Origin of the sequence: Methylobacterium sp. 092160098-2, assembly GCF_028920805.1 — a bacterium.
Taxonomy (GTDB): domain Bacteria; phylum Pseudomonadota; class Alphaproteobacteria; order Rhizobiales; family Beijerinckiaceae; genus Methylobacterium; species Methylobacterium fujisawaense.
On sequence record NZ_JAQPZJ010000001.1, the window covers coordinates 811,212 to 836,483 of the forward strand.

General features: G+C 70.2%; 26 protein-coding genes. 15 read left to right on the plus strand and 11 right to left on the minus strand.

Going from position 1 to position 25,272, the window contains the following annotated elements; translation table 11 throughout:
* Positions 1–154: 154 nt before the first annotated feature.
* The 9 genes from PQI07_RS03695 (at position 155) to PQI07_RS03735 (ending at position 8,528) form a co-directional block, all read left to right on the plus strand.
* The gene (locus PQI07_RS03695; RefSeq protein ID WP_274926062.1) at positions 155–1,453 is read left to right on the plus strand and encodes a glutamate-5-semialdehyde dehydrogenase; all 1,299 of its coding nucleotides are present in this window, start codon (positions 155–157) and stop codon (positions 1,451–1,453) included.
* Between the two features lie 19 nt (positions 1,454–1,472).
* Entirely contained in the window at positions 1,473–2,147 is a 675-nt protein-coding gene (locus PQI07_RS03700) for a nicotinate-nucleotide adenylyltransferase (protein WP_274926063.1), read from the plus strand.
* Positions 2,148–2,204: 57 nt separating this feature from the next.
* Positions 2,205–2,594: a ribosome silencing factor gene (gene rsfS, locus PQI07_RS03705; RefSeq protein WP_075381505.1), complete on the plus strand. Its 390-nt coding sequence runs from the start codon at positions 2,205–2,207 to the stop codon at positions 2,592–2,594.
* Positions 2,595–2,609: 15 nt separating this feature from the next.
* A complete protein-coding gene (rlmH, locus tag PQI07_RS03710) occupies positions 2,610–3,104 on the plus strand; it encodes a 23S rRNA (pseudouridine(1915)-N(3))-methyltransferase RlmH (RefSeq protein ID WP_043754982.1) in 495 nt (164 codons plus the stop codon).
* Positions 3,105–3,194: 90 nt separating this feature from the next.
* Complete coding sequence (locus PQI07_RS03715; protein ID WP_446720974.1) at positions 3,195–4,478, plus strand: murein hydrolase activator EnvC family protein; 1,284 nt, start codon at positions 3,195–3,197, stop codon at positions 4,476–4,478.
* The gene (locus tag PQI07_RS03720; RefSeq protein ID WP_043358098.1) at positions 4,478–5,818 is read left to right on the plus strand and encodes a S41 family peptidase; all 1,341 of its coding nucleotides are present in this window, start codon (positions 4,478–4,480) and stop codon (positions 5,816–5,818) included. The genes PQI07_RS03715 and PQI07_RS03720 overlap by 1 nt, the downstream gene beginning before the upstream one ends.
* Before the next feature lie 171 nt (positions 5,819–5,989).
* Positions 5,990–7,225 (plus strand): divergent polysaccharide deacetylase family protein, encoded by a 1,236-nt coding sequence (locus tag PQI07_RS03725; RefSeq protein ID WP_274926065.1) that lies wholly within the window; start codon positions 5,990–5,992, stop codon positions 7,223–7,225.
* A gap of 94 nt (positions 7,226–7,319) precedes the next feature.
* A complete protein-coding gene (locus tag PQI07_RS03730) occupies positions 7,320–7,874 on the plus strand; it encodes an RNA pyrophosphohydrolase (RefSeq protein ID WP_274926066.1) in 555 nt (184 codons plus the stop codon).
* Positions 7,875–7,898: 24 nt separating this feature from the next.
* Positions 7,899–8,528 carry a DUF2939 domain-containing protein gene (locus PQI07_RS03735; protein ID WP_043754973.1) on the plus strand — a complete coding sequence of 210 codons (630 nt, stop codon included), beginning with the start codon at positions 7,899–7,901 and terminating at the stop codon, positions 8,526–8,528.
* Positions 8,529–8,625: 97 nt separating this feature from the next.
* On the opposite strand, the gene PQI07_RS03740 is transcribed toward PQI07_RS03735, so the two are convergent.
* Both PQI07_RS03740 and PQI07_RS03745 read right to left on the minus strand, forming a co-directional pair.
* Positions 8,626–8,991, minus strand: coding sequence for a hypothetical protein (locus PQI07_RS03740; RefSeq protein ID WP_053609426.1), 366 nt, complete (start codon positions 8,989–8,991; stop codon positions 8,626–8,628).
* A 24-nt stretch (positions 8,992–9,015) separates the two neighbouring features.
* On the minus strand, positions 9,016–9,444 hold the full coding sequence (locus PQI07_RS03745; RefSeq protein ID WP_043358112.1) for a response regulator: 429 nt from the start codon (positions 9,442–9,444) through the stop codon (positions 9,016–9,018).
* A gap of 207 nt (positions 9,445–9,651) precedes the next feature.
* Here PQI07_RS03745 and PQI07_RS03750 point away from each other — a divergent pair, with 207 nt between their 5' ends.
* The 4 genes from PQI07_RS03750 to PQI07_RS03765 all read left to right on the plus strand — a co-directional run bounded on the left by PQI07_RS03750 (position 9,652) and on the right by PQI07_RS03765 (position 13,300).
* Complete coding sequence (locus PQI07_RS03750; RefSeq protein WP_043760585.1) at positions 9,652–10,326, plus strand: YoaK family protein; 675 nt, start codon at positions 9,652–9,654, stop codon at positions 10,324–10,326.
* On the plus strand, positions 10,323–11,336 hold the full coding sequence (locus tag PQI07_RS03755) for a WD40 repeat domain-containing protein (protein WP_274926067.1): 1,014 nt from the start codon (positions 10,323–10,325) through the stop codon (positions 11,334–11,336). Before PQI07_RS03750 ends, PQI07_RS03755 begins: the two co-directional genes overlap by 4 nt.
* 94 nt (positions 11,337–11,430) lie before the next feature.
* Positions 11,431–11,955 carry a DUF2937 family protein gene (locus PQI07_RS03760; protein WP_182592457.1) on the plus strand — a complete coding sequence of 175 codons (525 nt, stop codon included), beginning with the start codon at positions 11,431–11,433 and terminating at the stop codon, positions 11,953–11,955.
* Positions 11,956–12,061: 106 nt separating this feature from the next.
* Positions 12,062–13,300 (plus strand): peptide ABC transporter permease, encoded by a 1,239-nt coding sequence (locus tag PQI07_RS03765; RefSeq protein ID WP_274927677.1) that lies wholly within the window; start codon positions 12,062–12,064, stop codon positions 13,298–13,300.
* Between the two features lie 4 nt (positions 13,301–13,304).
* Here PQI07_RS03765 and PQI07_RS03770 read toward each other — a convergent pair whose 3' ends face one another.
* Positions 13,305–14,318 (minus strand): alpha/beta hydrolase, encoded by a 1,014-nt coding sequence (locus PQI07_RS03770; protein WP_043351041.1) that lies wholly within the window; start codon positions 14,316–14,318, stop codon positions 13,305–13,307.
* Positions 14,319–14,434: 116 nt separating this feature from the next.
* A complete protein-coding gene (locus tag PQI07_RS03775) occupies positions 14,435–15,736 on the minus strand; it encodes an RsmB/NOP family class I SAM-dependent RNA methyltransferase (protein ID WP_274927678.1) in 1,302 nt (433 codons plus the stop codon).
* A 212-nt stretch (positions 15,737–15,948) separates the two neighbouring features.
* Here PQI07_RS03775 and PQI07_RS03780 point away from each other — a divergent pair, with 212 nt between their 5' ends.
* Positions 15,949–16,122: a hypothetical protein gene (locus PQI07_RS03780; protein WP_164706329.1), complete on the plus strand. Its 174-nt coding sequence runs from the start codon at positions 15,949–15,951 to the stop codon at positions 16,120–16,122.
* 21 nt (positions 16,123–16,143) lie between these two features.
* On the opposite strand, the gene panE is transcribed toward PQI07_RS03780, so the two are convergent.
* From panE to PQI07_RS03795, 3 genes are all read right to left on the minus strand, one after another.
* On the minus strand, positions 16,144–17,088 hold the full coding sequence (gene panE / locus PQI07_RS03785) for a 2-dehydropantoate 2-reductase (protein ID WP_274926068.1): 945 nt from the start codon (positions 17,086–17,088) through the stop codon (positions 16,144–16,146).
* Positions 17,089–17,095: 7 nt separating this feature from the next.
* Positions 17,096–18,589, minus strand: coding sequence for an IMP dehydrogenase (guaB, locus tag PQI07_RS03790; RefSeq protein WP_043351032.1), 1,494 nt, complete (start codon positions 18,587–18,589; stop codon positions 17,096–17,098).
* 311 nt (positions 18,590–18,900) lie between these two features.
* On the minus strand, positions 18,901–19,791 hold the full coding sequence (locus PQI07_RS03795; RefSeq protein WP_043351034.1) for a DUF3313 domain-containing protein: 891 nt from the start codon (positions 19,789–19,791) through the stop codon (positions 18,901–18,903).
* 207 nt (positions 19,792–19,998) lie between these two features.
* On the opposite strand from PQI07_RS03795, the gene PQI07_RS03800 reads away from it, so the two are divergent.
* On the plus strand, positions 19,999–21,447 hold the full coding sequence (locus tag PQI07_RS03800; RefSeq protein WP_274926069.1) for an MFS transporter: 1,449 nt from the start codon (positions 19,999–20,001) through the stop codon (positions 21,445–21,447).
* Here the strand turns inward: PQI07_RS03800 and PQI07_RS03805 are convergent, their stop codons facing one another.
* The 4 genes from PQI07_RS03805 to PQI07_RS03820 all read right to left on the minus strand — a co-directional run bounded on the left by PQI07_RS03805 (position 21,448) and on the right by PQI07_RS03820 (position 25,090).
* Complete coding sequence (locus PQI07_RS03805; protein ID WP_274926070.1) at positions 21,448–21,975, minus strand: DoxX family protein; 528 nt, start codon at positions 21,973–21,975, stop codon at positions 21,448–21,450.
* Between the two features lie 75 nt (positions 21,976–22,050).
* Positions 22,051–23,322 (minus strand): multidrug effflux MFS transporter, encoded by a 1,272-nt coding sequence (locus PQI07_RS03810; RefSeq protein ID WP_075381497.1) that lies wholly within the window; start codon positions 23,320–23,322, stop codon positions 22,051–22,053.
* An 87-nt stretch (positions 23,323–23,409) separates the two neighbouring features.
* The gene (locus tag PQI07_RS03815) at positions 23,410–24,696 is read right to left on the minus strand and encodes an MFS transporter (protein WP_274926071.1); all 1,287 of its coding nucleotides are present in this window, start codon (positions 24,694–24,696) and stop codon (positions 23,410–23,412) included.
* Between the two features lie 37 nt (positions 24,697–24,733).
* On the minus strand, positions 24,734–25,090 hold the full coding sequence (locus PQI07_RS03820; protein ID WP_274926072.1) for a MarR family winged helix-turn-helix transcriptional regulator: 357 nt from the start codon (positions 25,088–25,090) through the stop codon (positions 24,734–24,736).
* Positions 25,091–25,272: the final 182 nt, after the last annotated feature.

Here is a 25,272-nt window from a genome sequence, read left to right on the forward strand (position 1 = left end):
TGCCGATCTAAACTAATCTATTTACAATTTTCCGCTCCGATCATTGCGCCCAATCACGAGCCGGCACTCTTGTCGGACCGGTGTCGGGTGTGCAAATACGGCGCTTTCCATCGTCTGGCCGTTCCTGCGGCCGTCGCACATCGAGGACGCCAGCGTGCCCGTCCTGAACCTGAGATCGGACCTCGCCGAGGCCGATACCCTGCCGGAGCAGATGGCGGCCATCGGCCGTCGGGCCCGCGCGGCGGCCCGGCGTATGGCGCTGGCCTCGGCGCGAACCAAGGACGGGGCGCTCAAATCGATCGCCGAGCGGATCCGGGCGAGCCGTGACGAAATCCTGAGCGAGAACGCGCGGGACGTGGCCGCCGCCCGGAGCGCGGGCCAGAGCGCCGCCCTGATCGACCGTCTCACCCTGGATCCCGGGCGGCTCGCCGGCATGGCGGATGCCGTCGAGAAGGTCGGCTCCCTGGCCGATCCGGTCGGACGTCAGCTGGCCGCCATCGAGCGGCCGAACGGCCTGCTGATCGAGCGCATCGCAGTACCGCTCGGCGTCGTCGGGGTGATCTTCGAGGCGCGCCCGAATGTCACTGCGGACGCGGGTGCGCTCTGCCTCAAGGCCGGCAACGCCGCGATCCTCCGCGCCGGCTCGGACAGCCATCGCACGGCTATGGCGATCGCGCGGGCCATGAGCCGCGGGCTCGCCGATGCCGGCTTGCCGGAGGACGCCATCCAGCTGGTGCCGACCCGCGACCGCGCCGCCGTCGGGCTGATGCTCGCGGGCCTCGACGGTTGCGTCGACGTCATCGTCCCGCGGGGCGGTCGCGGCCTCGTGGAGCGCGTCCAGGCCGAGGCGCGCGTTCCGGTCTTCGCCCATCTCGACGGCATCAACCATGTCTACGTCGCCGCAGCGGCCGACCTCGACATGGCCCGCACCGTGCTGCTTAACAGCAAGATGCGCCGCACGAGCGTCTGCGGCGCCGCCGAGACCCTGCTGGTCGACCGCGCCTGTGCCGCGACCCATCTTGCGCCGCTGGTCCACGCGCTGCTCGAGAGCGGCTGCGCGGTCCGCGGCGATGCCGAGACGCGCGCCGTCGATCCGCGGGTGACCGCCGCCTCCGAGGAGGATTGGCATACCGAGTATCTCGACGCGATCATCGCGGTGCGGGTGGTCGACGGGATCGAAGCGGCCATCGAGCACATCGAGACCTACGGCTCGCATCACACCGACGCGATCATCACCGAGGACGACACGGCGGCGACCCGTTTCCTCGCCGAGGTCGATTCGGCCATCGTCACCCACAACGCTTCCACCCAATTTGCCGATGGCGGCGAGTTCGGCTTCGGGGCCGAGATCGGCATCGCCACGGGGCGGATGCACGCGCGAGGGCCGGTGGGTGTCGAGCAGCTGACCACATTCAAGTATCGCGTCCACGGCAACGGCCAGACGCGCCCGTGACCTGCGCTGAAGGTCCGGCGTGCGGCTGACCCTGCCGCCGAGCGCCCCCGGCATGCGGATCGGCCTCTACGGCGGGTCCTTCAATCCCGCCCATCTGGGCCACCGGCACGTGACCCTCGCGGCACTGCGTCGGCTCGGCCTGGATCGGGTCTGGTGGCTGGTGAGCCCGGGGAACCCGCTCAAGAGCCGGAGCGCCCTCCCCTCGGTGGAGGTACGGTCTGCCCAGGCCCACCGCATCGCCCGTCATCCGCGGATTGCCGTGACCGGCATCGAGGCGGCTCTGGGCGTCCGCTTCACGGTCCAGACCCTGCGCTTCCTCAAGCGCCGCTGCCCCGGCGTGCACTTCGTCTGGATCATGGGGGCGGATTCTCTCGGCACCTTTCATCGCTGGAAGGGTTTCGCCGAGATCGCCCGGCTCCTGCCGATCGTCGTCATCGACCGGCCGGGTTTCACCATGACACCGCTCAGCGCCCGGGCTGCGCGGCGCTTGGCCGACGCCCGGGTTCCCGAGGAGGCGGCATCGACCCTTGCGCTGCGGCCGCCGCCGGCCTGGGTGTTCCTGCACGGACCCCGTTCGAGCCTGTCCTCCACGCAGATTCGCGCAAGTACGGGGCCTAGGACGTCACGACGGACGCAAGCGCGGTTGCAATCGACGACCGATACCGCCAATTTCTTGTCATCCCGCACGGCATGACGCCGTCGTGCGGCAGAACGAGGAACCAGGACTCTGCCCGAGACCAGCCGCACGGAGATGATCCGCACCCCCGTCCAAGCCCCGGTGGAAGCCGGTCAGGCGCGCTCGGACGACCTTAAGGCCCTTGCGCTCGAATGCCTCGATGACATGAAAGCCGAGGAGACGATCGCAATCGATCTGGCCGGCAAGACGTCGCTCGCCGACACGATGATCATCACCTCTGGGCGCTCGCAGAGGCATGTCGGCTCGATCGCCGACAAGATCGTTCAGGAAATGAAGAACCGCGGCTTCGGCAATGCCCGGGTCGAGGGGCTCCCGGCCTGCGACTGGGTGTTGATCGATGCCGGCGACGTGCTGGTGCATATCTTCCGTCCCGAGGTCCGCGGCTTCTACAACCTCGAGAAGATGTGGGGCGCCGACCGCCCGGTTGGGATCGCGGCCGGCTGATCCGGACCGCGTCCGATGCGCCTGATTCTGGCCGCAGTCGGGCGTCTGAAGGCCGGTCCTGAGCGCGAGCTGGCCTCACGATATCGCGACCGCGCCGCGCAACTCGGTCGCGGGCTCGGCTTCGCCACTTGCGACAGCATCGAGATCGCAGAATCCCGTGCCCGTCGCGCCCTCGACCGATGTGCCGAGGAGGCGGCGGCCCTGACGGGCCACATGCCGCCTGGCGGTGTACTGGTCGCCTATGACGAACGGGGTCGTGCCGATATCGGAAGCGAGGCGCTGGCCGAACGCGTCGCCGCTTGGCGCGATGCCGCGCGGCCGGCACTCGTGGTGGCGATCGGGGGGCCGGACGGTCTCGACGCCTCAATTCGGACGAAGGCGGAGTTGATCCTGTCTTTCGGGGCCGCCACCCTGCCCCATGGACTCGTGCGCGTGCTCGCTCTCGAACAGCTCTACCGCAGCCTCACCATCCTGTCGGGGCACCCCTACCATCGCGGTGAGGCGGGCTGACCCCCTATGGCCATCCCTGAGATGACGGCCGGGTCGAAGTCCGCGTCGAGACGCGCGCTGCAGACGCTGACCCTGGTCGCCCTCGTCTCGATGGGCTCGGCCGCGCGGTCCGAGACGCCTCCGGCCACCGATTCCGAAGCCATTCAGCGTGCCAATGAGGAACGTGAGCGCCGGGCCGAGAATCTGAAGCGCGTCCAGGATGCGATCGCGGCCAGTGCCGGCCAGCGTTCGCAGTTCGAGTCGGAGATCGCAGCCATCGGCTCCGACCGGGCGAAGCTCGACGCCGCCCTTCTCGATGCGGGCCGACAGGCTCAGGCGACAGAAGACCGCCTGAGCCGCCTGGAGGAGCGCCTGAAGGCGATGAGCGAGAGCGAGGCAGCGATCCGCCACTCGCTGCAGGGCCGACGCGGCATCGTCGCCGAGATCCTGGCGGCACTCCAGCGCATGGGGCGCAGGCCACCGCCGGCCGTTCTGGTGAGCCCTGAAGACGTGCTCGCGGCGATCCGGACCTCGATGCTGCTTGGCGCGGTGGTGCCGGAATTGCGCGGCGAGGTCGACACCCTGGCGGCCGATCTCGCGGAAATGATCAGGCTGCGCGGATTGATCGCGCAGGACAAGGAAGGGCTGTCCAATGACCTTGCCGGATGGGCGCGCGAACAGCAGCGCCTGCAGGCGCTGGTCGCCGCCCGCCGCGCCCGTCAGGCCGAGATCGAGAGCGGCCTCACGGCCGAGCGCCGCAGGGCCGCCGAACTCGGTGCCCAGGCCAAGAACCTGAAGGACCTTCTCGATCGTACGGAGGCAGAGGTCGCAGCGGCGAAGCGCTCCGCCGAGGAGGCCAAGGCAGCCGCGGAGCGGGAGGCGCGCATCACCCAGGAGCGCTTCGCCGCGGCCGGCTTCCGCGACCCCGCCCGATTGGCACCCAAAGTCCACTTCGCCGAGGCGCGGGGCGAAGTGCCGCGGCCGGTGAGCGGACGCGTCGCACGCGGCTTCAACCAGCCCGATGGCAATGGTGGCACCACCCGCGGCGTGTCGTTTACGACCCGTCCCAAGGCGTCCGTCTCGTCCCCGGCCGACGGGTGGGTGCAGTTCGCCGGGCCGTTTCGGTCCTACGGGCAACTCTTGATCATCAACGCTGGCGACGGCTACTATCTTTTGCTAGCGGGGATGGATCAGATCAGCGTCGAGGTCGGTCAGTTCGTGCTCGCGGGCGAGCCGGTCGGCACCATGGGCGAGAAGAGCGCAGGTCCCGGCGGGTCCGAGGGTGATCCCACCCTGTACGTCGAGTTCAAGAAGGACGGCGGCTCCATCGATCCGGAGCCGTGGTGGGCGAAGAGCCCGAACAATACGGTACTTGGCGAGAAGGTTCGCGGCTGATGCGCAAGACTTCCCTGATCATGCTCGGCGCCTTCCTCGGTGCCGGCACCTCCATGGTGGCCACCCAGACCGACTTCCTGTCGGGCCCGCGGGCGGTGGCTGCCTCGGCCGAGACCTATCGCCAGCTCAGCCTGTTCGGCGACGTTTTCGAGAAGGTCCGCACGGACTACGTCGAGAAGCCCGACGAATCGAAGATGATCGAGGCAGCCGTCAACGGCATGCTGACGTCGCTCGACCCGCATTCGAGCTACATGGACGCCAAGGCGTTCCGTGACATGCAGACCACGACGCGCGGCGAGTTCGGCGGTCTCGGCATCGAGGTCACGATGGAGGACGGCCTGATCAAGGTCGTCACGCCGATCGACGATACGCCGGCTGCCAAGGCGGGGCTGCTCGCCAACGACATCATCACGCAGATCGATGACGATCAGGTTCAGGGCCTCACCCTGAATCAGGCGGTCGACAAGATGCGCGGCCCGGTGAATTCGAGCGTCAAGCTCAAGATCACCCGCAAGGAATCGAAGGATCCGATCGACGTCACGCTCACCCGCGACGTCATCAAGATCAAGCCGGTACGCTCGAAGGTCGAAGGCGGCGACGTCGCCTATATCCGCCTGACCCAGTTCAACGAGCAGACCTTCGACGGCATGCGGGCTGCGATCGACAAGCTGTCGAGCGAGATCGGGGCCGACAAGATCAAGGGCTACATCGTCGACCTGCGCAACAACCCGGGCGGCCTGCTCGATCAGGCCGTGATGGTCTCTGACGCCTTCCTGGATCGCGGCGAGATCGTCTCCACCCGCGGCCGCAATCCGGACGAGACCCAGCGCTTCTCCGCCAAGGCGGGCGACCTGACCAAGGGCAAGCCGATCGTGGTGCTCGTCAACGGCGGCTCGGCCTCGGCCTCCGAGATCGTGGCCGGCGCCCTGCAGGACCACAAGCGCGCGACCATCATGGGCACGCGCTCCTTCGGCAAGGGATCGGTGCAGTCGATCATCCCCCTCGGCGGTTCGGGCGCCCTGCGTCTGACCACGGCGCGCTACTACACGCCGTCGGGTCGCTCGATCCAGGCCAAGGGCATCGAGCCGGATGTCGAGGTCCTGCAGGAGGTCCCGGACGAGCTGAAGGGCAAGGACGAGACCAAGGGTGAGGCAGGGCTGAAGGGTCACCTGAAGCAGAAGGATACCGACGAGCGCGGTGGATCCTCCGCCTACGTTCCGCCGGATCCGGCCAAGGACAAGCAGCTGATCTCGGCGGTCGATTTCCTGCACGGCATCCAGAAGGGCGCCGCCAACGGCACGCCTTCGGCGCAGCAGCAGAAGCCCAGCCTGCCGAACTGACGGCGTTCGGAACGCCCTGACGACCCGATCCCGCCCGGCGCCGCGCCGGGCGGGATTTTCCGTTCCGGGACCGGGCATTAGCGGAACGTTAACCATAACCGCCGGCAATGGACGGAAGGATTGGCGCATTGCCGATCGGCGCAGCAATCGTGATCCCGCATCGAGAGCCGCTTGACCGAGTCCACGGACGATATCCTCACGCGCCCCCTCGGGGTGCCTGAGGCGGTGCCGGCGCAGCCCACGAGCCGGCTCGGGCAGCTGATCGCGGCTGCCCGGCGGCCCCGTATCGCTGCTGCCGCGATCGCGGCCGGCTTTGCAGTGGCAGCCGGCCTTGTCCTCGCCCTCGGGGATCCCGACGGCGGCGAACCGCGCGTGCAGGTCGCGATCGCGATGCGCGAGCCCACGATGCGTCCGGCCACACAGGCGCCTCCCACCCTGCAGCCCCAGGTCCTTGCGACTGCCCCCAGCACGGCCCCGCTTCAGCGCAGCGCCGAGGAGGTTGAGACCGCGTCCGGCGTGACGGTGGTGCGGCCGCCCGGCAGCGGTCCGAGCGATGCGGTGGTGATCCGCGTACCGCCGCCGAATGCACCGCGGCTCGTCCCGGCGCCTGATCCGCGGATCAGCGAGGCCGGACGCCACGGGCTGATGCCGAAGCTCGGCGAGGGGCGCATCCGCCCGCTCGACGTCTATGCCCGCTCCGAGGAACCCGGCACCGGTCCGCGCATCGCCATCGTGGTGACCGGGCTGGGCATCGGCCAAGCCACGACGGCCGTGGCCACCGCTCGCTTGCCCGCCGCCGTCAGCCTTGCCTTCCTCCCCTATGGCGGCGAGGCCGAGCACGCGGCCGCACGTGCGCGGGATGCCGGCCACGAGATCTTCCTGCAGCTGCCGATGGAGCCGTTCGATTACCCTGACAGCGATCCGGGGCCCCAGACTCTGCTGACGGCCCTGAGGGGACCGGAGAATGCCGATCGTCTTGCCTGGGCGATGACGCGCTTCTCGGGCTATGTGGGCCTCGTGAATTTCATGGGCGCCAAGCTGATGGCCGATGCGGCCTTCGAGCCGATGCTGCGCGAGATCGGCGCCCGTGGCCTGGGGTTCCTCGACGACGGAACGGCGCCCAAGGCCACGACGATGCCCGCCAACAAGGGCAAGACACCGATCGCCCGCGCCGAGATCGTCCTCGACACCACGCCGCGCGCCGACGCCATCGATGCGGCCCTGGCGCAGGCGGAAGCCCGGGCGCGTGCCAATGGCTTCGTCCTCGTCTCGGCGACCGGAACGGCACTGAGCGTCGACCGGATCGCCCGCTGGGCCAAGGACATCGACGCCCGCGGTCTGCGCTTGGTCCCGGCGAGCGTTGCGCTGCGCGGCGTCCGCGACAAGCGGGTCTCGACGGCAGATTGAGGACGCGCGTGATTATAGTCAGCGCAAGTAGATCCACCCCCACCGGGATCGGGAAAGACTTGCGCGGCGTTGCCGCAACGGTCACCCCTGACCTATGGTCGTCTCGATGGTAACGGATTCGGACCTGGGCACCGCCCTGCCCTACCGCCCCTGCGTGGGCATCGCGCTGATTGCGCCATCGGGCGGCGTGTTCGTCGGACGGCGCAAGAAGGGTGCGGGTTCTGAGCATGTGGCCGGCCCGCACATGTGGCAGATGCCTCAGGGCGGCATCGATCCCGGCGAGGATCCCGAGGCCGCCGCGCGCCGCGAACTTTACGAGGAGACGAACGTACCGCCGGAGGCCGTGAAGCTCCTCGCCGAGATCCCCGAATGGCTCGCCTATGACCTGCCCCCGGCCGTGATGAAGCAGGCCTGGAAGGGTCGGTATCGTGGCCAGACGCAGAAATGGTTCGCCTACGGCTTTGTGGGCAGCGAGGACGTGATCGACGTGCTCAATCCCGGGGGCGGCGCCGACAAGCCGGAATTCGATGCGTGGCGCTGGGCGCAGTTCGCCGAACTTCCCGATCTGATCGTTCCCTTCAAGCGGCCGGTCTACGAGGGGGTCGTCGCGGCCTTCTCCGGTCTCGATCGATGGTCGGCGCAGCCTTGACCGCGCGGACGGGGCGCTGAGGCCATGCGCTGGCTCGCGATCCCGCTCGCCCTGGCCGTCGCGTGGCTTGCCTTCACCATGAGCCCGCTGTGGTCGCTCTACGACCTCGCGCAGGCGGTCCGCCGGCACGATGCCGCCTATGTCGAGGGCCATGTGAACTTCAGGACCCTGCGACTTTCGCTGGTCCGGCAGATCACCGCGGCAATGCGCACGGCATCCGAGACCGATCCTGACCTCGAGCCCCGCGACCGCCAGCGCCTCAACGACGCCGCCTACGGCCTGGCGCTTGCACTCTCCGAAACGATGGTGACGCCGGAAACGGTGATGGACCTTCTGGCCAATGGCTGGCCCGACAAGCTCGATGTCGAGCGGCCGGCCGGCGCTCATCCCGAGGGCTTGGCGATCCGCGGTTTGGGGCGGCTTGTGTCATACTATACGGCGTTGGAGATGCGGGGCTTTCGCGCCGTCGTGATCCCGATCCCGCCCGAGGGATCGCGCGCCGAGCGCACGCGCATCCGGCTGCGGCTGCGCGGGTTGAGCTGGCGCCTCGTGGATATCGAGATGGCCGATGTTCTGCGCGAGCAGATCGCCGCCAAGTTGAGCCGGGCTCTGGCCCGCGCCAAGATCGGCGCCAGCGCCGGCGAGGAGCGTTAGACGGCGGGCCCTCGACGCGTCCGGCCGACTTCCGCGGCCGCGTATTCGGGTCGACGCGGAATTGCGCCTGACCCGTGCCGTACGGAGCGGGGCATGGCTACTTCGCCGTCGCGGTGCCGCCGGCAGCCTTGGGCTGGCGCGCCTCGTTCAGGTCCTCGGCCTTCTCCTCATCGGTGTCGCCGCTCTGCTCGATGGTCTTGCTCGGGTTGGCGAGGAGCGACCGCACGATGCCGAGAAGCACCTCGCACTCGCCGGGAAACTTGTAGCTCTCGAGGACGATCGCGGCATCGCGCAGGGTCCGCAGGTCGCGCACCAGCTGGGCATTGGCATCCTCGCGCAGCTCGCTCTTCTTGGCGATCGCCTCCTCGATCTGCGCGCCTTTCACGTCGCAGGCGGCTCGGGCCGGCGATGCAGCGATCGCGGCGGCGAGGGCGAAGCCGATTGCGGGAAGGGAGCGCCACATGGCGGATGTCCTCGAAGGTCCAGTTCAGACGGCATGAAGGAGCGCGGCGCGCAGGACGTCCTGCGTCAGCGCCACGAGTTGGCTCGGACGATAGGGCTTCGGCACGAACACCGAGCCTGGAACGGCCTCGCACGGCGGAAGGCAAGCCCGGCCGCCGGAGGTGTAGACGACCGGGAGGTCGGGAGACAGCTCGCGGGCACAACGCGCCAGCGACAGGCCGTTCGTATTGCGGGCGAGGTCGATATCCGTGAAGAGCAGGTCGACGCTCTCGCGAGCCAGGATCGCCTCGGCTTCCCAGGCATCCGCAGCGGTGAGCACCCGATACCCTTCCTCGATCAGCGCCTCGGCGGCCAGTTCGCACACGGTCGGCTCATCCTCGACGATCAGGATCGTGGCGGCCCGGTCCGGGACGGGCATGGACGGGCAGACGAATGCGGCGGCGAACGGAACCATGACGCAACTCCCACTCACCCGGCGGGGGCTCGATGGCCCCGGGCCGGATCGTAAGGGCAACGGCCCCTTCCGACGCGGCGTTCACCGTGTTTGCATCGAATTGCTCGGGTTTGGTGAGCGGCGCGTTAACCGCGGCCCGGCGTCCCTCAACGAAGCCGTCCGAATGGTTAATGGTTCGTTACCGCGCCGTGACGGGGAGGCTTGGTCGTGAGGCGTCCCTGGCAGCTCGGCTCCGGCCTGCTCCTCACGGGCCTCGCCGGTTATGTCGACGCCCTCGGCTTCGTGCGTCTCGGCGGCCTGTACATGTCGTTCATGAGCGGCAACACCACGCAGCTCGCGGTCCTGGGCGCCGGGGCCGAGCTGCATCGCATGATCCTGCCCGCGACCCTGATCGTCGCCTTCCTGGCGGGGTCGGTTCTCGGCAGCGGACTGGCCATCCTGGTCCCGGCCCGGTGGACGACGCCAGCGGTGCTGGCCTACGAAACCCTGCTGATCCTCGCCGGTCTGGGGCTCGGTCTCGAGTCGCCCGAGCTGGGCCTCGCGGCCTTCTTCGTCGCCTTGGCGATGGGGTCGCAGAACGCCGTCCTGGCGCAGGTCACGGGCTTCCGAGCCGGGACCACCTTCGTGACCGGGGCGCTGTTCAGCCTCGGCCAGAAGATCGCGCAGGCCCTGACCCGCACCGGCGATCCGCTGGGGTGGATCGGCGATGCTCTGGTCTGGATGTCGCTGCTGTTCGGCGCCTTCCTCGGTGCCCACGCCTATCAGCAATTCGGCCTGTACGCGTTGGTCGCCCCGGCGGCCGTCTCGGGCGGCCTGGCGTTGATTACCGCCTTCATGGTCTTGCGCGCCGCGCCGCCGGCCGCAAATGTCCCCCCGACATGAGCAGCGCCATCAGCAATCCCTCCCTCACCAGTCACGTCGCCGCGCTGGAGCCCGGCGAACACGTGCTTGCGACGCATTTCCTCAAGGATGTGCCGGCTCTGGTGCTGAGCGACGGCACCGTCGTCCTGGCGAAGGACGACGGCCTGACCCGCCTCGCCGCCCATCCCGACGGCGGCATCCTCGTGGCTGCCGGTGGCGGCGACCGCCTGCTCACGGGCGGCGACGACGGCCGCGTGGTGGCGATCCGCGCGGATGGGACGATGGAGCCGGTCGGCCTCTCCAAGGGGGGGGCGTGGATCGATGCGCTCGCCGTCCATCCCGACGGCGCCGTGGCATGGTCGGCGGGCCGCACGGTCGTGGCCCGGGACGCGAAGGGTCGCGAGAAGACCTTCGAAGCGCCTTCCTCCGCCCGCGGCCTCGTCTTCGCGCCCAAGGGGTATCGCCTCGGAGTCGCCCACTACAACGGCGTGAGCCTCTGGTACCCGAATCTGGAGACGCCCGCCGAGGTGATCGGCTGGAAGGGTTCGCATATCGACGTGACGTGGTCGCCGGATGGACGGTTCGTGGTCTCCACCATGCAGGAGAACAGCCTGCACGGGTGGCGGCTCCAGCCGGATCGCGGCCACATGCGGATGTCGGGCTATCCCGGCAAGGTCCGCTCGATGTCCTGGTCGTTCGATGGCCATTGGCTCGCCACGAGCGGCGCCGAGGCGGCGATCATTTGGCCGTTCGACTCCAAGGAGGGACCGACCGGCAAGGCTCCGCGGGAATGCGGCGTCCGTCCGGCCCGCGTGTCCCGGGTGGCGTTCCACCCGAAGGCGCCGGTTCTGGCCATGGGCTACGAGGATGGCTGCATCCTGCTGGTCCGCTTCACCGACGCGGCCGAACTCCTGGTCCGTCCGGCCGTATCGGGCAGCGGCGTGACCGCGCTCGCCTGGGATGGCCGCGGCGCCCGATTGCTGTTCGGCTGTGCCGACGGCAAGGCGGGCTTGCTGACGCTGCCGGGCTGACGCTGCCGGGCTGAAGCCTGTCGCGGCTCCGGCTGGAACCGCGACCATCGGCATGTTCTTTGTCCGGGGTCGATTCCCGCACCAGAGGCCAGACATGTTTCGCGTGTTCCGCACCTTCGGCCTCGCGCTCGGCCTGCTGGGCGGCGTCGTCGCCGCGCAGGCGCCGGAATTCGCACAGCAATACGCCCAGCGGCTCGGCGGCGCCGCCGACGAGCTGCGTCGCCAGGTGGCCGTCCTCGAAACCGACGCGCAGGCATCCGGCACGACCCGCGACGGCGCGGTCGATCGGCTGCGCGCCAATCCGGATCAGCTGGTCGCCCGCCGCGGCGACGCTGCCCAGGCGGATATCGCGCGTCTCGCCCGCCTGAGCGCCCAGCAGCAGGCCCTGGCCTCGGCGACGAGCCCCCTCGGGCGCGTCGTGGCGATGCTGCGCGATCCCGACCTGCCCGTGGCCGAGGCGGCCTATCGGGACTTCAGCCCGGCCATCCCCACCAGCGCCGACGGCCTCGCCGCGGGCCTGATCGGGTTCTTCGTCGCGTGGGGCGGCTGGCGCGTCGCCTCGGATGTGGGCCGGCGGGCGGTGCGTCGGCGCCCGCGGGAGACTGCAACCGTCGCCTGAGCGCGGTTCACGCGCCCGAGAGTGTGGCGCCACGTCTACAGCAGCTTGCGCGAGCCTTGCGTATCGAGCAGGGATCCGGCCGTCCCGGTCCGGAAGAAGGCGCATGATGCCGCGCGCGTCGACCTCCACCACCATCGATCCGGCGCTCGACGCCGCCGCCTTGCTGCGGCGCATCGGCTTCTTCGGTCTGTTCGTGGTTCTCCCGGTCCTGGCGCAGGTCGCCCGCCGCGCCTCGGTGATCCTCGCACCGATCGCCGTGATCCTGCTGATCATCGCGAGCGTCATCGACCGGCGCCAGCGTCCGATGCGCCCGGCGACCTACCGCCTCCTGACCGCTCCGGCCTTCCTGGCCGGGATGCTGGTGGTCCTGTGGTCGGCTCTCTCGCTGACGTGGACCCCGTTCCTCGGACCGGCCCTGGAGCGTCTGGCCAATCTGGGCGCCACGATCGGCCTCGCCCTCCTCGGCTATCTCGCGCTCCCAGACCGGATGCGTTCGGCGAATCTCTACCTCCTGCCCCTCGGCGTCGTGGCAGGCGGGATCGTGGCGATCATGCTCGGGTTGTTCGGCGCCCACATGGCGCCGTCCGGTGTCGAGGATGACGGCGCGCTGGATCGCGGCCTCGTCCTGCTGATCCTTCTGCTCTGGCCCGCGCTCGCATGGCTGCGATCCCGTCGCCGCGACCGGGAGGCGCTCGGCCTCGCGCTGCTGGTCGCCCTCGCCCTGACGGTCCAGCCGGACGGGACCCAGATCGCCGCACTGTCGGTCGGCGCCGTCGCCTTCGCGGTGACGAGCTACCGGCCGCGGTTGGGCGTGATGCTCACCGCCGTCCTCTCGGCGGCTCTCCTCGCGGCTGCGCCGCTTCTGCCCTTCCTGGCGCGGCCGGTGGGCGCCGCCCTCATGGGGCCGCTCGCGCCCGCCGTGCTGTCGCTGAAGAGCTGGCAGAAGGTGGTGACCGCCGATCCGGTGCGGCTGATCACCGGGCACGGCTTCGAGACGGCCCTGCGCGGCCGCCTGGTCGGCCTCCTGCCGGCCAATGCTCCGACCACGGCGTTGTTCGAGTTCTGGTACGAGCTCGGTATCGTCGGTGCGCTGGCCGCCGCCTTCGCCCTGTACGCATCGATTCGGCGGGCTGGGCGGGACGGGCCGGCCCTGGTGCCGGGGGCGATGGGCTGCTTCGCGGCCGCCTTCACGGTGGCCTGCCTGAGCGTGGGGCTGACGGCGGTGTGGTGGCTGACGACCGTCGCCATCGCCATCGTGGTCTTCGTCGCTGTGGAGCGAGGTCAGTTCCGAACCAGCCGGCCGAAGGTGGCCAAGCTGCCCAGGATCCAGGCCCGCGAGGAGTAAGCGGTCAGGCGCGCAGGAAGCCGTGCAGGCGGATCCAGGCCAGGAACAGGCCGGGCCACGCCGCCACGGGGGTACCGGGCGCACCGAGGCCGAACCCGTGGCCGCCACGCTCGAACAGGTGCAACTCGGCCGGAACCCGCGCCTTCCGTAGGGCCGAGAACATCAGCAGCGGATGGTCGGCCACGGCGATGGGATCGTCGATGGCCTGAACCAGGAAGGTCGGCGGCGTCTCGGGCCCGACCTGCAGGTCCACCGAGTAGGTCTTCATCTCGTCGGGGGTGACGTCGTCGCCGACCAGGATGCGGCGGGTCGCGGTCCGGTCGAACGGCTTGCGCATGGTGATGACCGGGTAGATCAGCCCGGCCAGCGCCGGCCGGATCGGCAGGGCATCGGCGGTGTCGACGCCCGCGTACAGGTCCCGGGCGCTGCCCACCGCGGTCTCGCCCATCAGGTGGCCGCCCGCCGAGAACCCGAGGACGCCGACCCTGCCGGGATCGATGCCGAACTCCGCGCCGCGCGCCCGGACGAGCCGCAGGGCGCGCTGGGCGTCCTGCCGCGGCGCGTCCGGTCCCGAACCCCAGCCCTCCGCCGGCAGTCGGTAGACGAGGAGGAAGACCGTGATCCCGGCGGCGTTCAGGACCCGTCCGACCGGCACGCCCTCGTTGCCGAGCGAGATGAACTCGTATCCGCCACCCGCGGCGACGATCATGGCGGCGCCGTTCGGATTGGCCGGTCGCATGACCAGCAAACAGGGCCGCGACACCCGGGTGATGTCCCCGAACCGGCCCTCGACGTAGCGGTAACCGTCCGCCTTCGGCCCGTCGCCGCCGCCGGGCGCTTCGCCGGGCCACAGATCGATCACCTGCAGATCCGCGCCGGGCAGGGAGCGCGGAAGCGCCCGGACCGCCTCGTGCGGCGCCGGCTGGGGCGCCGTCTCCCCGGGGACCTCCGCGCGGGCGGTGCGAAGGCCCAGGATGCTTCCGAGGCCCGCGAGCAGGAAACGGCGGTCGAGCCGCAAGTGCATCCCCTCTGATCAAGCCGCGCACGGGGCCGCCCGTCGGCGGTCCCAACTCCTTAAGGTGAGCGGGTCAAACGCCCCGGCAACCGCCTTAGGTTCCGTGGTGTCCGCGCGCGTCAGGCCTTGCGCGCGATGATCGCGACATAGAAACCGTCGGTCCCGGTCCGAAGCGGGCTCATCTGGATCCCGTGAGCGGTTCTCCGCACCGCCGCCCGAAGTGAATCCGGTCCTGCCGCCAGCACCTCCTCCGCCGGGACGACGTCGAAGCGACCGCGCCAGCGCGAGAGCAGACCGGACACGGCTGCGTCGTTCTCCGCCGACAGCAGCGAGCAGGTGATGTAGACGATCCGGCCGCCGGGCCTGACGAGCCGCGCCGCCCGGTCCAGGACCTGCGCCTGTTCGGCGGTGCGCAGCGCGAGGCTTCCCGGCCGCAGACGCCATTTGGCGTCCGGATTCCGGCGCCACGTCCCGGATCCGGTGCAGGGCGCATCGACCACGACCCGATCGACTTTACCGTCGAGATCCTCCAGCACATCGGCCCGTGCCTTGCCGCTCCGCGGGGTCCGCACCTCGGCCACCGCGCCGGACCGGCGCAGGCGTTCGTGGATCGGCGCGAGCCGGCGCGGATCGCCATCGGTGGCGATCAGTCGAGCCTCGTTCCGGGTCTCGGCCGCCAGGGCCAGGGTCTTGCCGCCACCGCCGGCGCATAGGTCGACGATGATCTCGCCGGCCCGGGGGGCGGCCAGGAGTGCGGCGAGCTGCGATCCTTCGTCCTGGATCTCGTACCAGCCGTCCAGGAACTCCGCCTCCACGTGCAGCGCCGGACCGCGCCCATCGGCACCGATCGGAATGCGCAGACCCGCCGGCGCGTGGGTTGTCGGCGCGGCATCGAAGGCCGCCAGCGCCGGCAACACCGCGTCGCGGTCGCCGCGCAGGGCGTTCACCCGGATATCGAGGGGGGCCCGCCGCGCCAGCGCCTTCAGCTCCGGGACGAGGTCGTCGCCGAGCGTGGCCGCAAGATCCGGAAGCACGAAGGCCGGGGCGTCGCCCGCGACTTCGGGAGGAGCGTCGTGCAGCGTCCCACCGTCGAGGCGCGCGCGCTCGTCGTCGCTGAGGGGTGCGGGCGCGAAACGCTCCCCCGTGAACAACGCCGCCACCGAAGCGGCGGCGAGGCCCTGCTGGAGTCGCAGCGTGCCGAGCAGGATGGCGCGCGGCGTCTCCGCGCCCATGATCCAGGCCGCCGAAGCCCGGCGCCGCAGAGCATCGTAGACGAGGCTGGCGATGCCCGCACGGTCACCCGAACCGGCGAAACGATGGGCGAGGCCCCAGTCCTTGAGGGCGTCGGCGGCCGGCCGGCGACGCTCGGCGATATCGGTCAGGACTTCGATGGCGGCGGAGCAGCGAGCGGCGGGAGTCAGGGGTCGGATCCTCCGGAATGGGTCGGCGACGACGCGAAACGGCCACGCTTGGCCCACGATGCCGCCACGATACGGCCGAGCTTCCTGCACCTTCGGGGCGCAGATCGTGCCGCGGTTGGGCCGCCGTGCGGGCCGCCACGTGTCGTATGGCATCCGCCCGTCCCGGACCAGTGTGGTCCGCCGCCGGGCGCATACCGGGAGTACCTCAGCCCATGACGTCCATTGTACGCGTCGCCCTCGCGGCCCTGGTGACCGCCTCCCTCGCCGCCTGCGCGAGCGCCCCCGCCGCACAGCCGGACCTGACGCCGCCGCCGCGTCCGCGGGTCGATGCCAAGACGCAGCTGGAATACGGCACGCCGCCCGCGCCGCCCCCCGGCCGCTACTGAGACGTCAGCGCGGGGCGCGGCTCAGGCCGTTTCCCGCGCCCGCCGAGCCTCGTAGGCCTTGAGGCCGGTATAGACCGCGGTCAGGACCGGGAACGAAACCTCCGGCGCAAGCCGCTGGCCGCGGGCGATCAGGTCGCCGATCACGTGATCCGCCTCGATCCGACCCTTGCTCTCGATGTCGCGCAGCATCGAGGCCGTGAAGGTGGATCCGGCCGCCGTCAGCTGCGCCCGCGCCCGCTCGGCCACGATGGCGCGCGGCTCGAAGCCGCTCGCCGCGGCCACGATCGTGCATTCGGCATGGAGCGCTTCGATCAGGGCGGTCCCCTCGGGTGCCGCCACGATGTCGCCGACCGCGGCGCGCATCAGCGTGGTCGCTCCGGCGAGCGTTGCCAGGAACACCCATTTCTCCCACATCTCCTGCAGGATCACGTCGCTCAGGCGCGGCTGGAACTTCAGGCCGCGCATCATGGCGTCGACAGCCTCGATCCGCGCCGAGCGCGACCCGTCCCGCTCGCCGTAAGTGATGCTGCACAGTTCGCTCATGTGGCGGATCGCACCATCCGGCGCGACCGTCGCCGCGATGGCGCAGGAGCCGCCAAGCACGCGCTCGGCGCCGAACCGGGCGTCGAGCGCGTCGAGATGCGACATGCCGTTCAGCACGGGCAGGATCGCCGTGTCCGCCCCCACCGCCGGCGCCAGATCCGAGATGGCGCTGTCGAGGTCGTAGGCCTTGCAGGACAACAGGATCAGGTCGAACCGCCCGGCCTCGCCCAGACGGTCGGCCGTCACGGTGGGCGGATCGGGCAGGTGCAGATCGCCGAGCGGGGAGCGGACGTTGAGGCCGTCCGCGGCGAGCTTCGCCGCCCGGGCCGGCCGGACCAGGAAGGTCACGTCGGCCCCCGCCTCGGCGAGACGCGCCCCGTAATAGCCGCCGGTCGCGCCGGCCCCGACGATCAGCGTGCGCATCGGTCCCTCAGGTCCGCGACGGGTAGTTCGGGCTCTCGCGGGTGATCGTCACGTCGTGGACGTGGCTCTCGCGCAGGCCGGCATTGGTGATGCGGATGAACTGCGCCCGCTCCTGGAACTCGGGGATCGTGGCGCCGCCGACATAGCCCATGGCGGCGCGCAGGCCGCCGGCGAGCTGGTGCAGGACGTTGCCCACGGGGCCCTTGTAGGGGACCTGCCCCTCGATGCCCTCCGGCACGAGCTTGTGGGTGTCGTTCACCTCGGCCTGGAAGTAGCGATCGGCCGAGCCGCGGGCCATGGCGCCCACCGAGCCCATGCCCCGGTACGACTTGTACGAGCGGCCCTGGTAGAGGAACACCTCGCCCGGCGCCTCATCGGTGCCGGCGAGCAGCGAGCCGAGCATCGCCACGGAGGCGCCGGCAGCGATCGCCTTGGCGAGGTCGCCCGAGTACTTGATGCCGCCGTCGGCGATAACCGGAATGCCGGCCTCGCTGGCGGCCTCGACGGCCTCCATCAGGGCGGTGAGCTGCGGCACGCCGACGCCCGCGACGATGCGGGTGGTGCAGATCGAGCCCGGCCCGATGCCGACCTTGATGGCGTCCGCGCCGGCATCGATCAACGCCTTGGCGCCGTCCCGCGTCGCCACGTTGCCGGCGATGACCTGCACGGCGTTCGAGAGCTGCTTCACCCGGGCGACGGCGTCGAGCACCTTGATCGAGTGACCGTGGGCGGTGTCGACCACGATGACGTCGCAGCCGGCGTCGATCAGGCGCTCGGCCCGCTCGAAGCCGCTGTCACCGGTCGTCGTGGCGGCGGCGACCCGCAGGCGACCCTGCTCGTCCTTGACGGCGTGCGGGTAGGCGACCCGCTTCTCGATATCCTTGACGGTGATCAGGCCGATGCACCGGTAATGGTCGTCGACGACCAGAAGCTTCTCGATCCGGAACTGGTGGAGCAGGCGCTTGGCCTCGTCCTGGGTCACGCCCTCGCGGACCGTGATCAGGCGGTCGCGGGTCATGAGCTCGGCAACCGGCTGGGCCGAATTCGTCGCGAAGCGGACGTCGCGATTGGTGAGGATGCCGACGAGCTTGCCCCGCGAGCCGTTCGGGCCGCGCTCGACCACCGGAATGCCGGAGATCCGGTTGAGCTTCATCACCTCGAAGGCGTCGGCCAGCGTCTCGTCGGGATGGATGGTGATGGGATTCATCACCATGCCGGACTCGTACTTCTTGACGAGGCGGACCTGCTCGGCCTGCTCCGGCGGCTCCAGATTGCGGTGGATGACGCCCATGCCGCCATTGGCCGCCATGGCGATGGCCATCGGGGCTTCCGTCACCGTGTCCATGGCCGAGGCCAGGATCGGCAGGTTCAGGGGGATCGTGCGGGTGAGCCGGGAGGCCACGTTCACTTCGGTGGGCATCACCGAGGAGGCGGCGGGCCGCAGGAGCACATCGTCGAAGGTGAGGCCCTCGATGATCGATGCGGTTTCTACTCGGGCCATGTGCCAACTTTCCTCGGACGGGGGCGCGCAGGGATCGCGCTGCGGGATCGGGTTGGCAAGTGCCAGTATCACGGGCTCCGCGACGGCGCCAATGCGCGCGCGACGCGTCGCAACCCGAAAACACGCAGGGCTCGCGGCTTATCCACGCCCGGTCGGGTCGCGGGGCGGTGCGCGCAGTCCCCGCGACGGTTGATCGCAACCGTTAGCCGCCCTTCGTCTCGGATGAAGCCAAGCGACCCAGGGCGGCGCCTTCGCGTGTAGCGCCGTCGTGGATTGCTTCGCCCGCGAAGACCGGGTTGGCGGCGTGCGCCCTAGCGCATGGCCGGCGTGGCCGGCCCCTTGTCGGTATATTCGGGCGGCAGGCCGATATAATCGCCGAGCATGCCGTCGATGCCGGGCGCGCGGCCGAAGGCCTCGCAATCGGGGTCCAGCGGCGCCTCACCGAGCGTCGTGACGCGGATGCGGTCCCAGGTCGGCAGTGTGTTGGGGGCCGTGAACGGGTCCTCGCCGGTCGCCAGCATGTAGCCGAAATCCTGGCCGAACTCGCCGGCGAGGTCGTAGGCGTCGCTGGCGCGGGAGAAGCGCGGCTGGCTGGTGAAGGAATTCGCCGCTCCGCCCCAGACCATGGCGGCCCGCTGCTCGCGACGCCGGTCCAGAGCCTCGGCCTCGACGGTCAGGCTCCCGAGCCCGATCGGCACCCGCGGGATCGGCACGCGCCCGACCCCCTCCGCGAAGCTGAGACCCAGCTGCGAGGCCACGGTCACACCCGCCGAGCCCGCGATGGTCGCGCCGGCGCCGAGGAGATCCGTCGGATCCACGCGGGTGACCTGCGCGCGCACGGTCAGATCCGCGTCGCGGCTGGTGACGATGTCGTACTTCAGCGACAGGTCATAGCAGAGCGCCCGGTCGGCGGCGTTCGCGATGAGCCGGCGCTCGGCCGCGGTCAGGGGCGCTGCACCGGAAACGTCGGCGTGGAACGCCGTCGGGATGATGCGGACCGTGCGCGCTTTCGCCAGCGCGGGCCGGTCGACGTAGATCCGCGAGGCCGAGGCGACCTGATCGCTGGACTTCAGCCGGTCGTAGCGCGTCAGCGAGCCGCGATCGTTGAGCAGGACGGTGCCGCAGGCGGCGACCATCGAGAGAAGGGCGACGCCGGCGGCGATCCGCGCCACGGAGCGGACCTTGCTGGGGCTGGGCTGCATCGAAATCCTCGCGCGCCGGCCCCGGGCCGGCTGGAGCGGCCTCACGGACGCGTGATGGAAACTTAGCCATTGGCGCACCCGCAAAAAAGGTGGCTCCGCGCCGCGGCTCAACCTCTGTTGCACGATGGATACATTCGCGAAACACGAGGGTGCGAGGTGGCCGCGCTGCCGTGCAACCGCGGCGGTGCGACACGCGTCTGCTGTGTGATGCCTGCGACCGCTCAAAGACCGCTCTGGATCGTCCCGCTGACGGTCGCCACCGCCCTGTTCATGGAGAACACCGATTCCACGGTGATCGCCACGGCGCTCCCGAGCATCGCGGCGAGTCTCCATGAGGACCCGATCGCCCTCAAGCTCGCGCTGACCTCCTATCTGGTCAGCCTCGCGATCTTCATCCCGGTGAGCGGCTGGATGGCCGACCGCTACGGGTCGCGGACCGTGTTCCGCGCGGCCCTCGTGGTGTTCATGGCGGGCTCGCTGGCCTGTGCGGCCGCGAACGGGCTCGCGTGGTTCGTCGCGGCGCGGTTCCTCCAGGGAATGGGCGGCGCCATGATGGTGCCGGTCGGGCGGCTCGTGGTCCTGCGCAGCGTGCCGAAATCGCAGCTCGTCACCGCCCTCGCTTATCTCACCTTTCCGGCTCTCGTCGGCCCGGTACTGGGTCCGCCGGTCGGCGGCCTGATCACGACATGGTTCGACTGGCGGTGGATCTTCTTCATCAACCTGCCGATCGGCTGTGCCGGGATCGTGCTGGCGAGCCTGTACTTCGAGGATATCCGCGAGGCGGAGCGGCCGCCCCTCGACCTCCTCGGCTTCGCGCTGCTCGGCACTGGGCTGGCCGCGCTGATGCTCGGGCTGGCCTCGCTGGGCCGCCACCTGCTGCCGGCCACGATCTCCTGGGGCTGCCTCGCAGCGGGCGCGATCCTGCTGCCGCTCTACTGGGCGCATGCCAGGCGCATCGCCCACCCGATCGTGCGCCTCGACCTGATGCAGCGGCCGACCTTCCGCGTCGCCGTGCTCGGCGGCAGCCTGTTCCGGATCGGCACCGGCGCGATCCCGTTCCTGCTGCCGCTGATGCTGCAGGTCGGCTTCGGCCTCGATGCCCTGCAGTCCGGCCTGATCACCTTCGCGGCCGCGGCCGGCGCGATGTTCGTGAAGACCCTGGGTCCGCGGATCCTGCGCCGCACCGGATTCCGCGCGCTGATGGTCTGGAACGCCGTGCTGGCGTCGGCCTTTCTGGCGGTGAACGGGTTCTACACGGCGCAGACGCCGCACTGGATCATGGTGGGCTTGCTGTTCATCGGCGGTTGCGCGCGCTCGATCCAGTTCACCTGCATCAACGCCATCGCGTATGCCGACCTCGAATCGCGCGAGATGAGCGCGGCCACGAGCTTCGCCAGCGTCTGCCAGCAATTGTCGCTGAGCCTCGGCGTGACGCTCGGCGCGCTGGCCCTGGAAGGAACGGCCCATTGGCATGGCCGAACGCAGATCGCGGCCGCGGATTTCGGGCCGGCCTTCTTCGCCGTGGCGGTGATCTCGGCAGCGTCCGTGCTGGCGTTCCGCAATCTGTCGCACGATGCCGGCGCGGAGATCTCCGGGCGCAAGAGCGTCGCAGCGCCGCCGTCCGCGACCGCCGAGATGAGGCCCCGGCACGGCTGATCAGGCGGCAGCCCGGGCGGGCGGGCGCCCGGCCGCCCGCTTGCCTCCGCCCCGCGACGCGGCGGCCTTGCCGGACGCCTTCGCGGACGCGGGCTTCGGGCTCGGCGCCGGGGCGCGGTTTCCGGCACGCCAGCCCTGCCAGCTCAGGGCGCCCGGGCCGCTCAGGGCGTACATGAGGAATCCGCCCGCGAGACCGAGATCGGCGAGCATCAGCGTGCGCTCGGCGATCGCGGCGGGTCCGACGTAGTGCCAGAACGGGTGGAGCACGAAGGCCGTCACGGCGGCGAAGATGGCGAGCGCCAGACCGGTCAGCCGCGGCAGCACGCCGAGGATGAGCGCCAGCGGGCCGAAGACCTGCACCACGACGGCGGCCGTGGCGACACCGTTCGGGAAGGGCATGCCGGCACCGGCAAGCGTCAGCGCGAAGCCCGAGACGTTGAGCGCCCGCGCGATGCCGGTCGGAAGCAGCGCGGCGGCGAGCAGCAGACGCGCAGCGAGGAGGGTTCCGTCCTGGGCGCGGGCAAGCATGGTCAGGTCCGGTCGGCTGGGATCAGGCGTGGAGCTTGACGCCTTCCCGCTGAAGACCGCGTTAAGGCGTCCGGATCAGCCGCCGACACCGCCGCGGAACAGCCGGCCGCGCTCCGTCCAGGCCACCACGAGCAACGACAATGCACCGAGGCTCGCATAGCCGACAGCCACCGGCATGACGCTGCCGTCGAAGGCCTGTCCGATCAGGAAGCCGCAGAAGGCGCCCAGGATCGTCGTGTAGAAGCCGAGGAACGACGAGGCCGTGCCGGCGATGGCCCCGAGCGGCTCGAGCGCGAGCGCGTTGAAGTTCGGCATCGCGAAGCTGATCAGGAACTGGTTGACCGCCAGGATCGACAGGAACAGCGCGAGCGGCGGATGCCCGTGATAGGCGAGCCCGGCGGCGATCTGCACGAGGCCCACCAACGTGAAGGCGATGACGCCACTGTGCGACATCGCCCGCATCCCGAGCCGCCGGACGACGCGGGCGTTGATCAGCGTCGCGACGCCCATGGCGCCGGCCACGAGCCCGAAGGCCAGGGGAAAGAGCGGGCCGAGGTGGTACAGGCCGGTGTCGAACAGCTGCTGGGCCGAGCCGACGTAACCCATGATGCACCCAGTCATCAGGCCGAGCGCGGTGGCATAACCGACGGCGACGCGGGTCTTTAGGGTCAGGCGGATCGCCTCCCAGGTGGCGGCGGGCGAGAGCGGCCGGCGGTATTCCGGGTGCAGCGTCTCGGGCATGCGCAGGGAGAACCAGACGGTCAGCCAGAAGGCCAGGACCAGCATCGAGACGAAGACATAGACCCAGGAGCCCAGCGCCAGCATCATGCCGCCGATCGCCGGCGCGATCATCGGGACGATCAGGAACACCATCATGGTGAACGACATCACGCTCGCCATCTCCCGGCCGGCGAAGCGGTCGCGCACGATCGCCACCGAGAGAACGCGCCCGCCGGCTGCACCGATGCCCTGGATGATCCGCGCGGCCAGCAGCCAGCCGAAGCTCGGCGCCATCATCGCGAGCCCGCAGCCGACCACGTAGACGGCGAGGCTTGCGAGCAGCACCGGGCGCCGGCCGAGGGCATCGGAGACCGGTCCGTAGACGATCTGCGCGAAGCCGAAGCCGATCATGTAGACGTAGACGAGGAGTTGCAGCCGGTTCGGATCCGGCACTCCGAACCGCGCCTCGATGGCCGGGAAGGCCGGCAACAGATTGTCGATCGAGATGGCCGTCACCGCCATCATCAGCGCGATGATGGCGACGAACTCGGCAAATCCCGGTCCGGACCAGGGACGTGGGGTCCGGACCTCCTGGACCGGCGGCAGGGGCCGGATCGCGACTGTCAAAACGGGCTCTCGGGATGCGCTGGGAGGAGCCGATCAGGGCTCCTCCTTCGCGGCGCACTTATGACGACCGCGCTCACCCCGCGCAGTTCAGGCCGGCAGCGGATGCAGGGCCGGCGCGGCCGGCTTGCGGCCCACGAAGGTCGCCATGAGAGCGGCGACGAGGCAGAGCAGGCCGGCCGAGATGAAGGCGCCGAAATAGGTGCCGCTCTCGGTGCGGATCATCCCGCCGAGCCAGGCTGCGGAAGCCGCACCGATCTGGTGAGCTGCCGCGATCCAGCCGAACATCAGGGCCGCGTTCTCTTCGCCGAACGACTTGCCGGCCAGCTGCACGGTGGGTGGCACGGTGGCGATCCAGTCGAGCCCGTAGAACACCGCGAAGAGGGACAGGCCGTAGAAGCTGAAGTCGAAGGAATAGGGCAGAAAGATCAGCGAGAGGCCGCGCAGGCCGTAATACCACGCGAGCAGCTTGCGCGAGTCGAACCGGTCGGTGAGCCAGCCCGAAGCCGTGGTGCCGATCAGGTCGCAGATCCCCATGAGGGCCAACAGGCCGGCAGCCGTCACTTCGGCGATGCCGTGATCGATACAGGCCGGGATCAGATGCGTGCCGACCAGGCCGTTGGTAGAGGCGCCGCAGATGAAGAACGTGCCGGCGAGCAGCCAGAAATCCCGGGAGCGCAGTCCGATCCTCAAGCCGCGTAGCGCCCGCAGGGCCGGGTTCTCGGTGAGGACCGGCGTCGGCGTCACCGCGGTCTCGCCGTAGCGGGGCAGGCCGAGATCGGCCGGGCGATCCCGCATCAGCAGGGCCACCAGCGGGATCAGGGCCAGGGTCGCGGCCGCGACCACCAGGGAGACCGAGCGCCAGCCCTGGCCGACCGCGAGGGAGGCGAGCATCGGCAGGAAGACGAGCTGCCCGGTGGCGCTGCTCGCCGTCAGCATGCCGAGCACGAGACCGCGCCGCTTGGCGAACCAGCGTCCCGCCACGGTGGCGCCGAGGACGTTGGCGACCATGCCGGAGCCCGACCCGACGACGATGCCCCACAGCAGCACCATCTGCCAGGGCGCGGTCATGAGGCTCGTTGCGGCGGTGCCGAGCGCCAGGATGAGGAGCGCGCCACAGATGCAGCGCCGCAGCCCGAACCGCTCGATGATGGCGACCGCGAAGGGCCCGATCATCCCGTAGAGGAAGATGTTGAGTGCGATGCCGACGCCGATCGTCGCCGCGGTCCAGCCGAATTCCCGCTCCCACGGCACGATCAACACGCTCGGGGTGGCTCGGACTCCGGCGCCGACGAGCAGCACCAGGAAGGTCACCGCGGCGATGATCCAGGCATAATGCAGCGGCGGCTTGGCGTGCGTGTCGGCGATGACAGACATGAACGGCCTCTGGAAAGGGCGGATTGCGGCGGATCGGTCAGGAGACGGAGGTCAGGGCGTCGGCGAGGGCGGCCACGGCCGCTGGCTCGACCCGCGCGTTGATGCGCGCCTGGGCGTCGCGCCAGTACGGCGTCGCCGCCGCGATCGCCTCGCCGCCGGCCTCGGTCAGCACGACCACGCGCTCGCGGGCGTCGGCCGCGCCGGGCGCGATTCGCACGAGGCCGCGACGCTCCAGCGGATCGAGGTTGCGGCCCATCGTGGTCCGCTCCAGGGCCGCCTCCGTGGCAAGTCGCGTCACCGGCGTCGGTCCGAGCCGCTGCAGCAGGCGCAGGATCGCGAACTGCGTCACGCGCAAGCCCACCGGCCGCAACGCGGCGTCGTAGGTCGTGGTCACCGCCCGTGTCGCCCGCCGCAGGGCTGAGCAGGTGCAGAGCTCTTGAGGACCATCGCCGGAATGAATGTCGGCCATAATATGTGCATATACACCCTTCTCGTCGGCGGCAAGGCGCATCTGCGGTGAGCCTGACGGTTTGCGCCGATCGATACTGGCGGGCCGGCAAACCGGCGGGGGTGTCA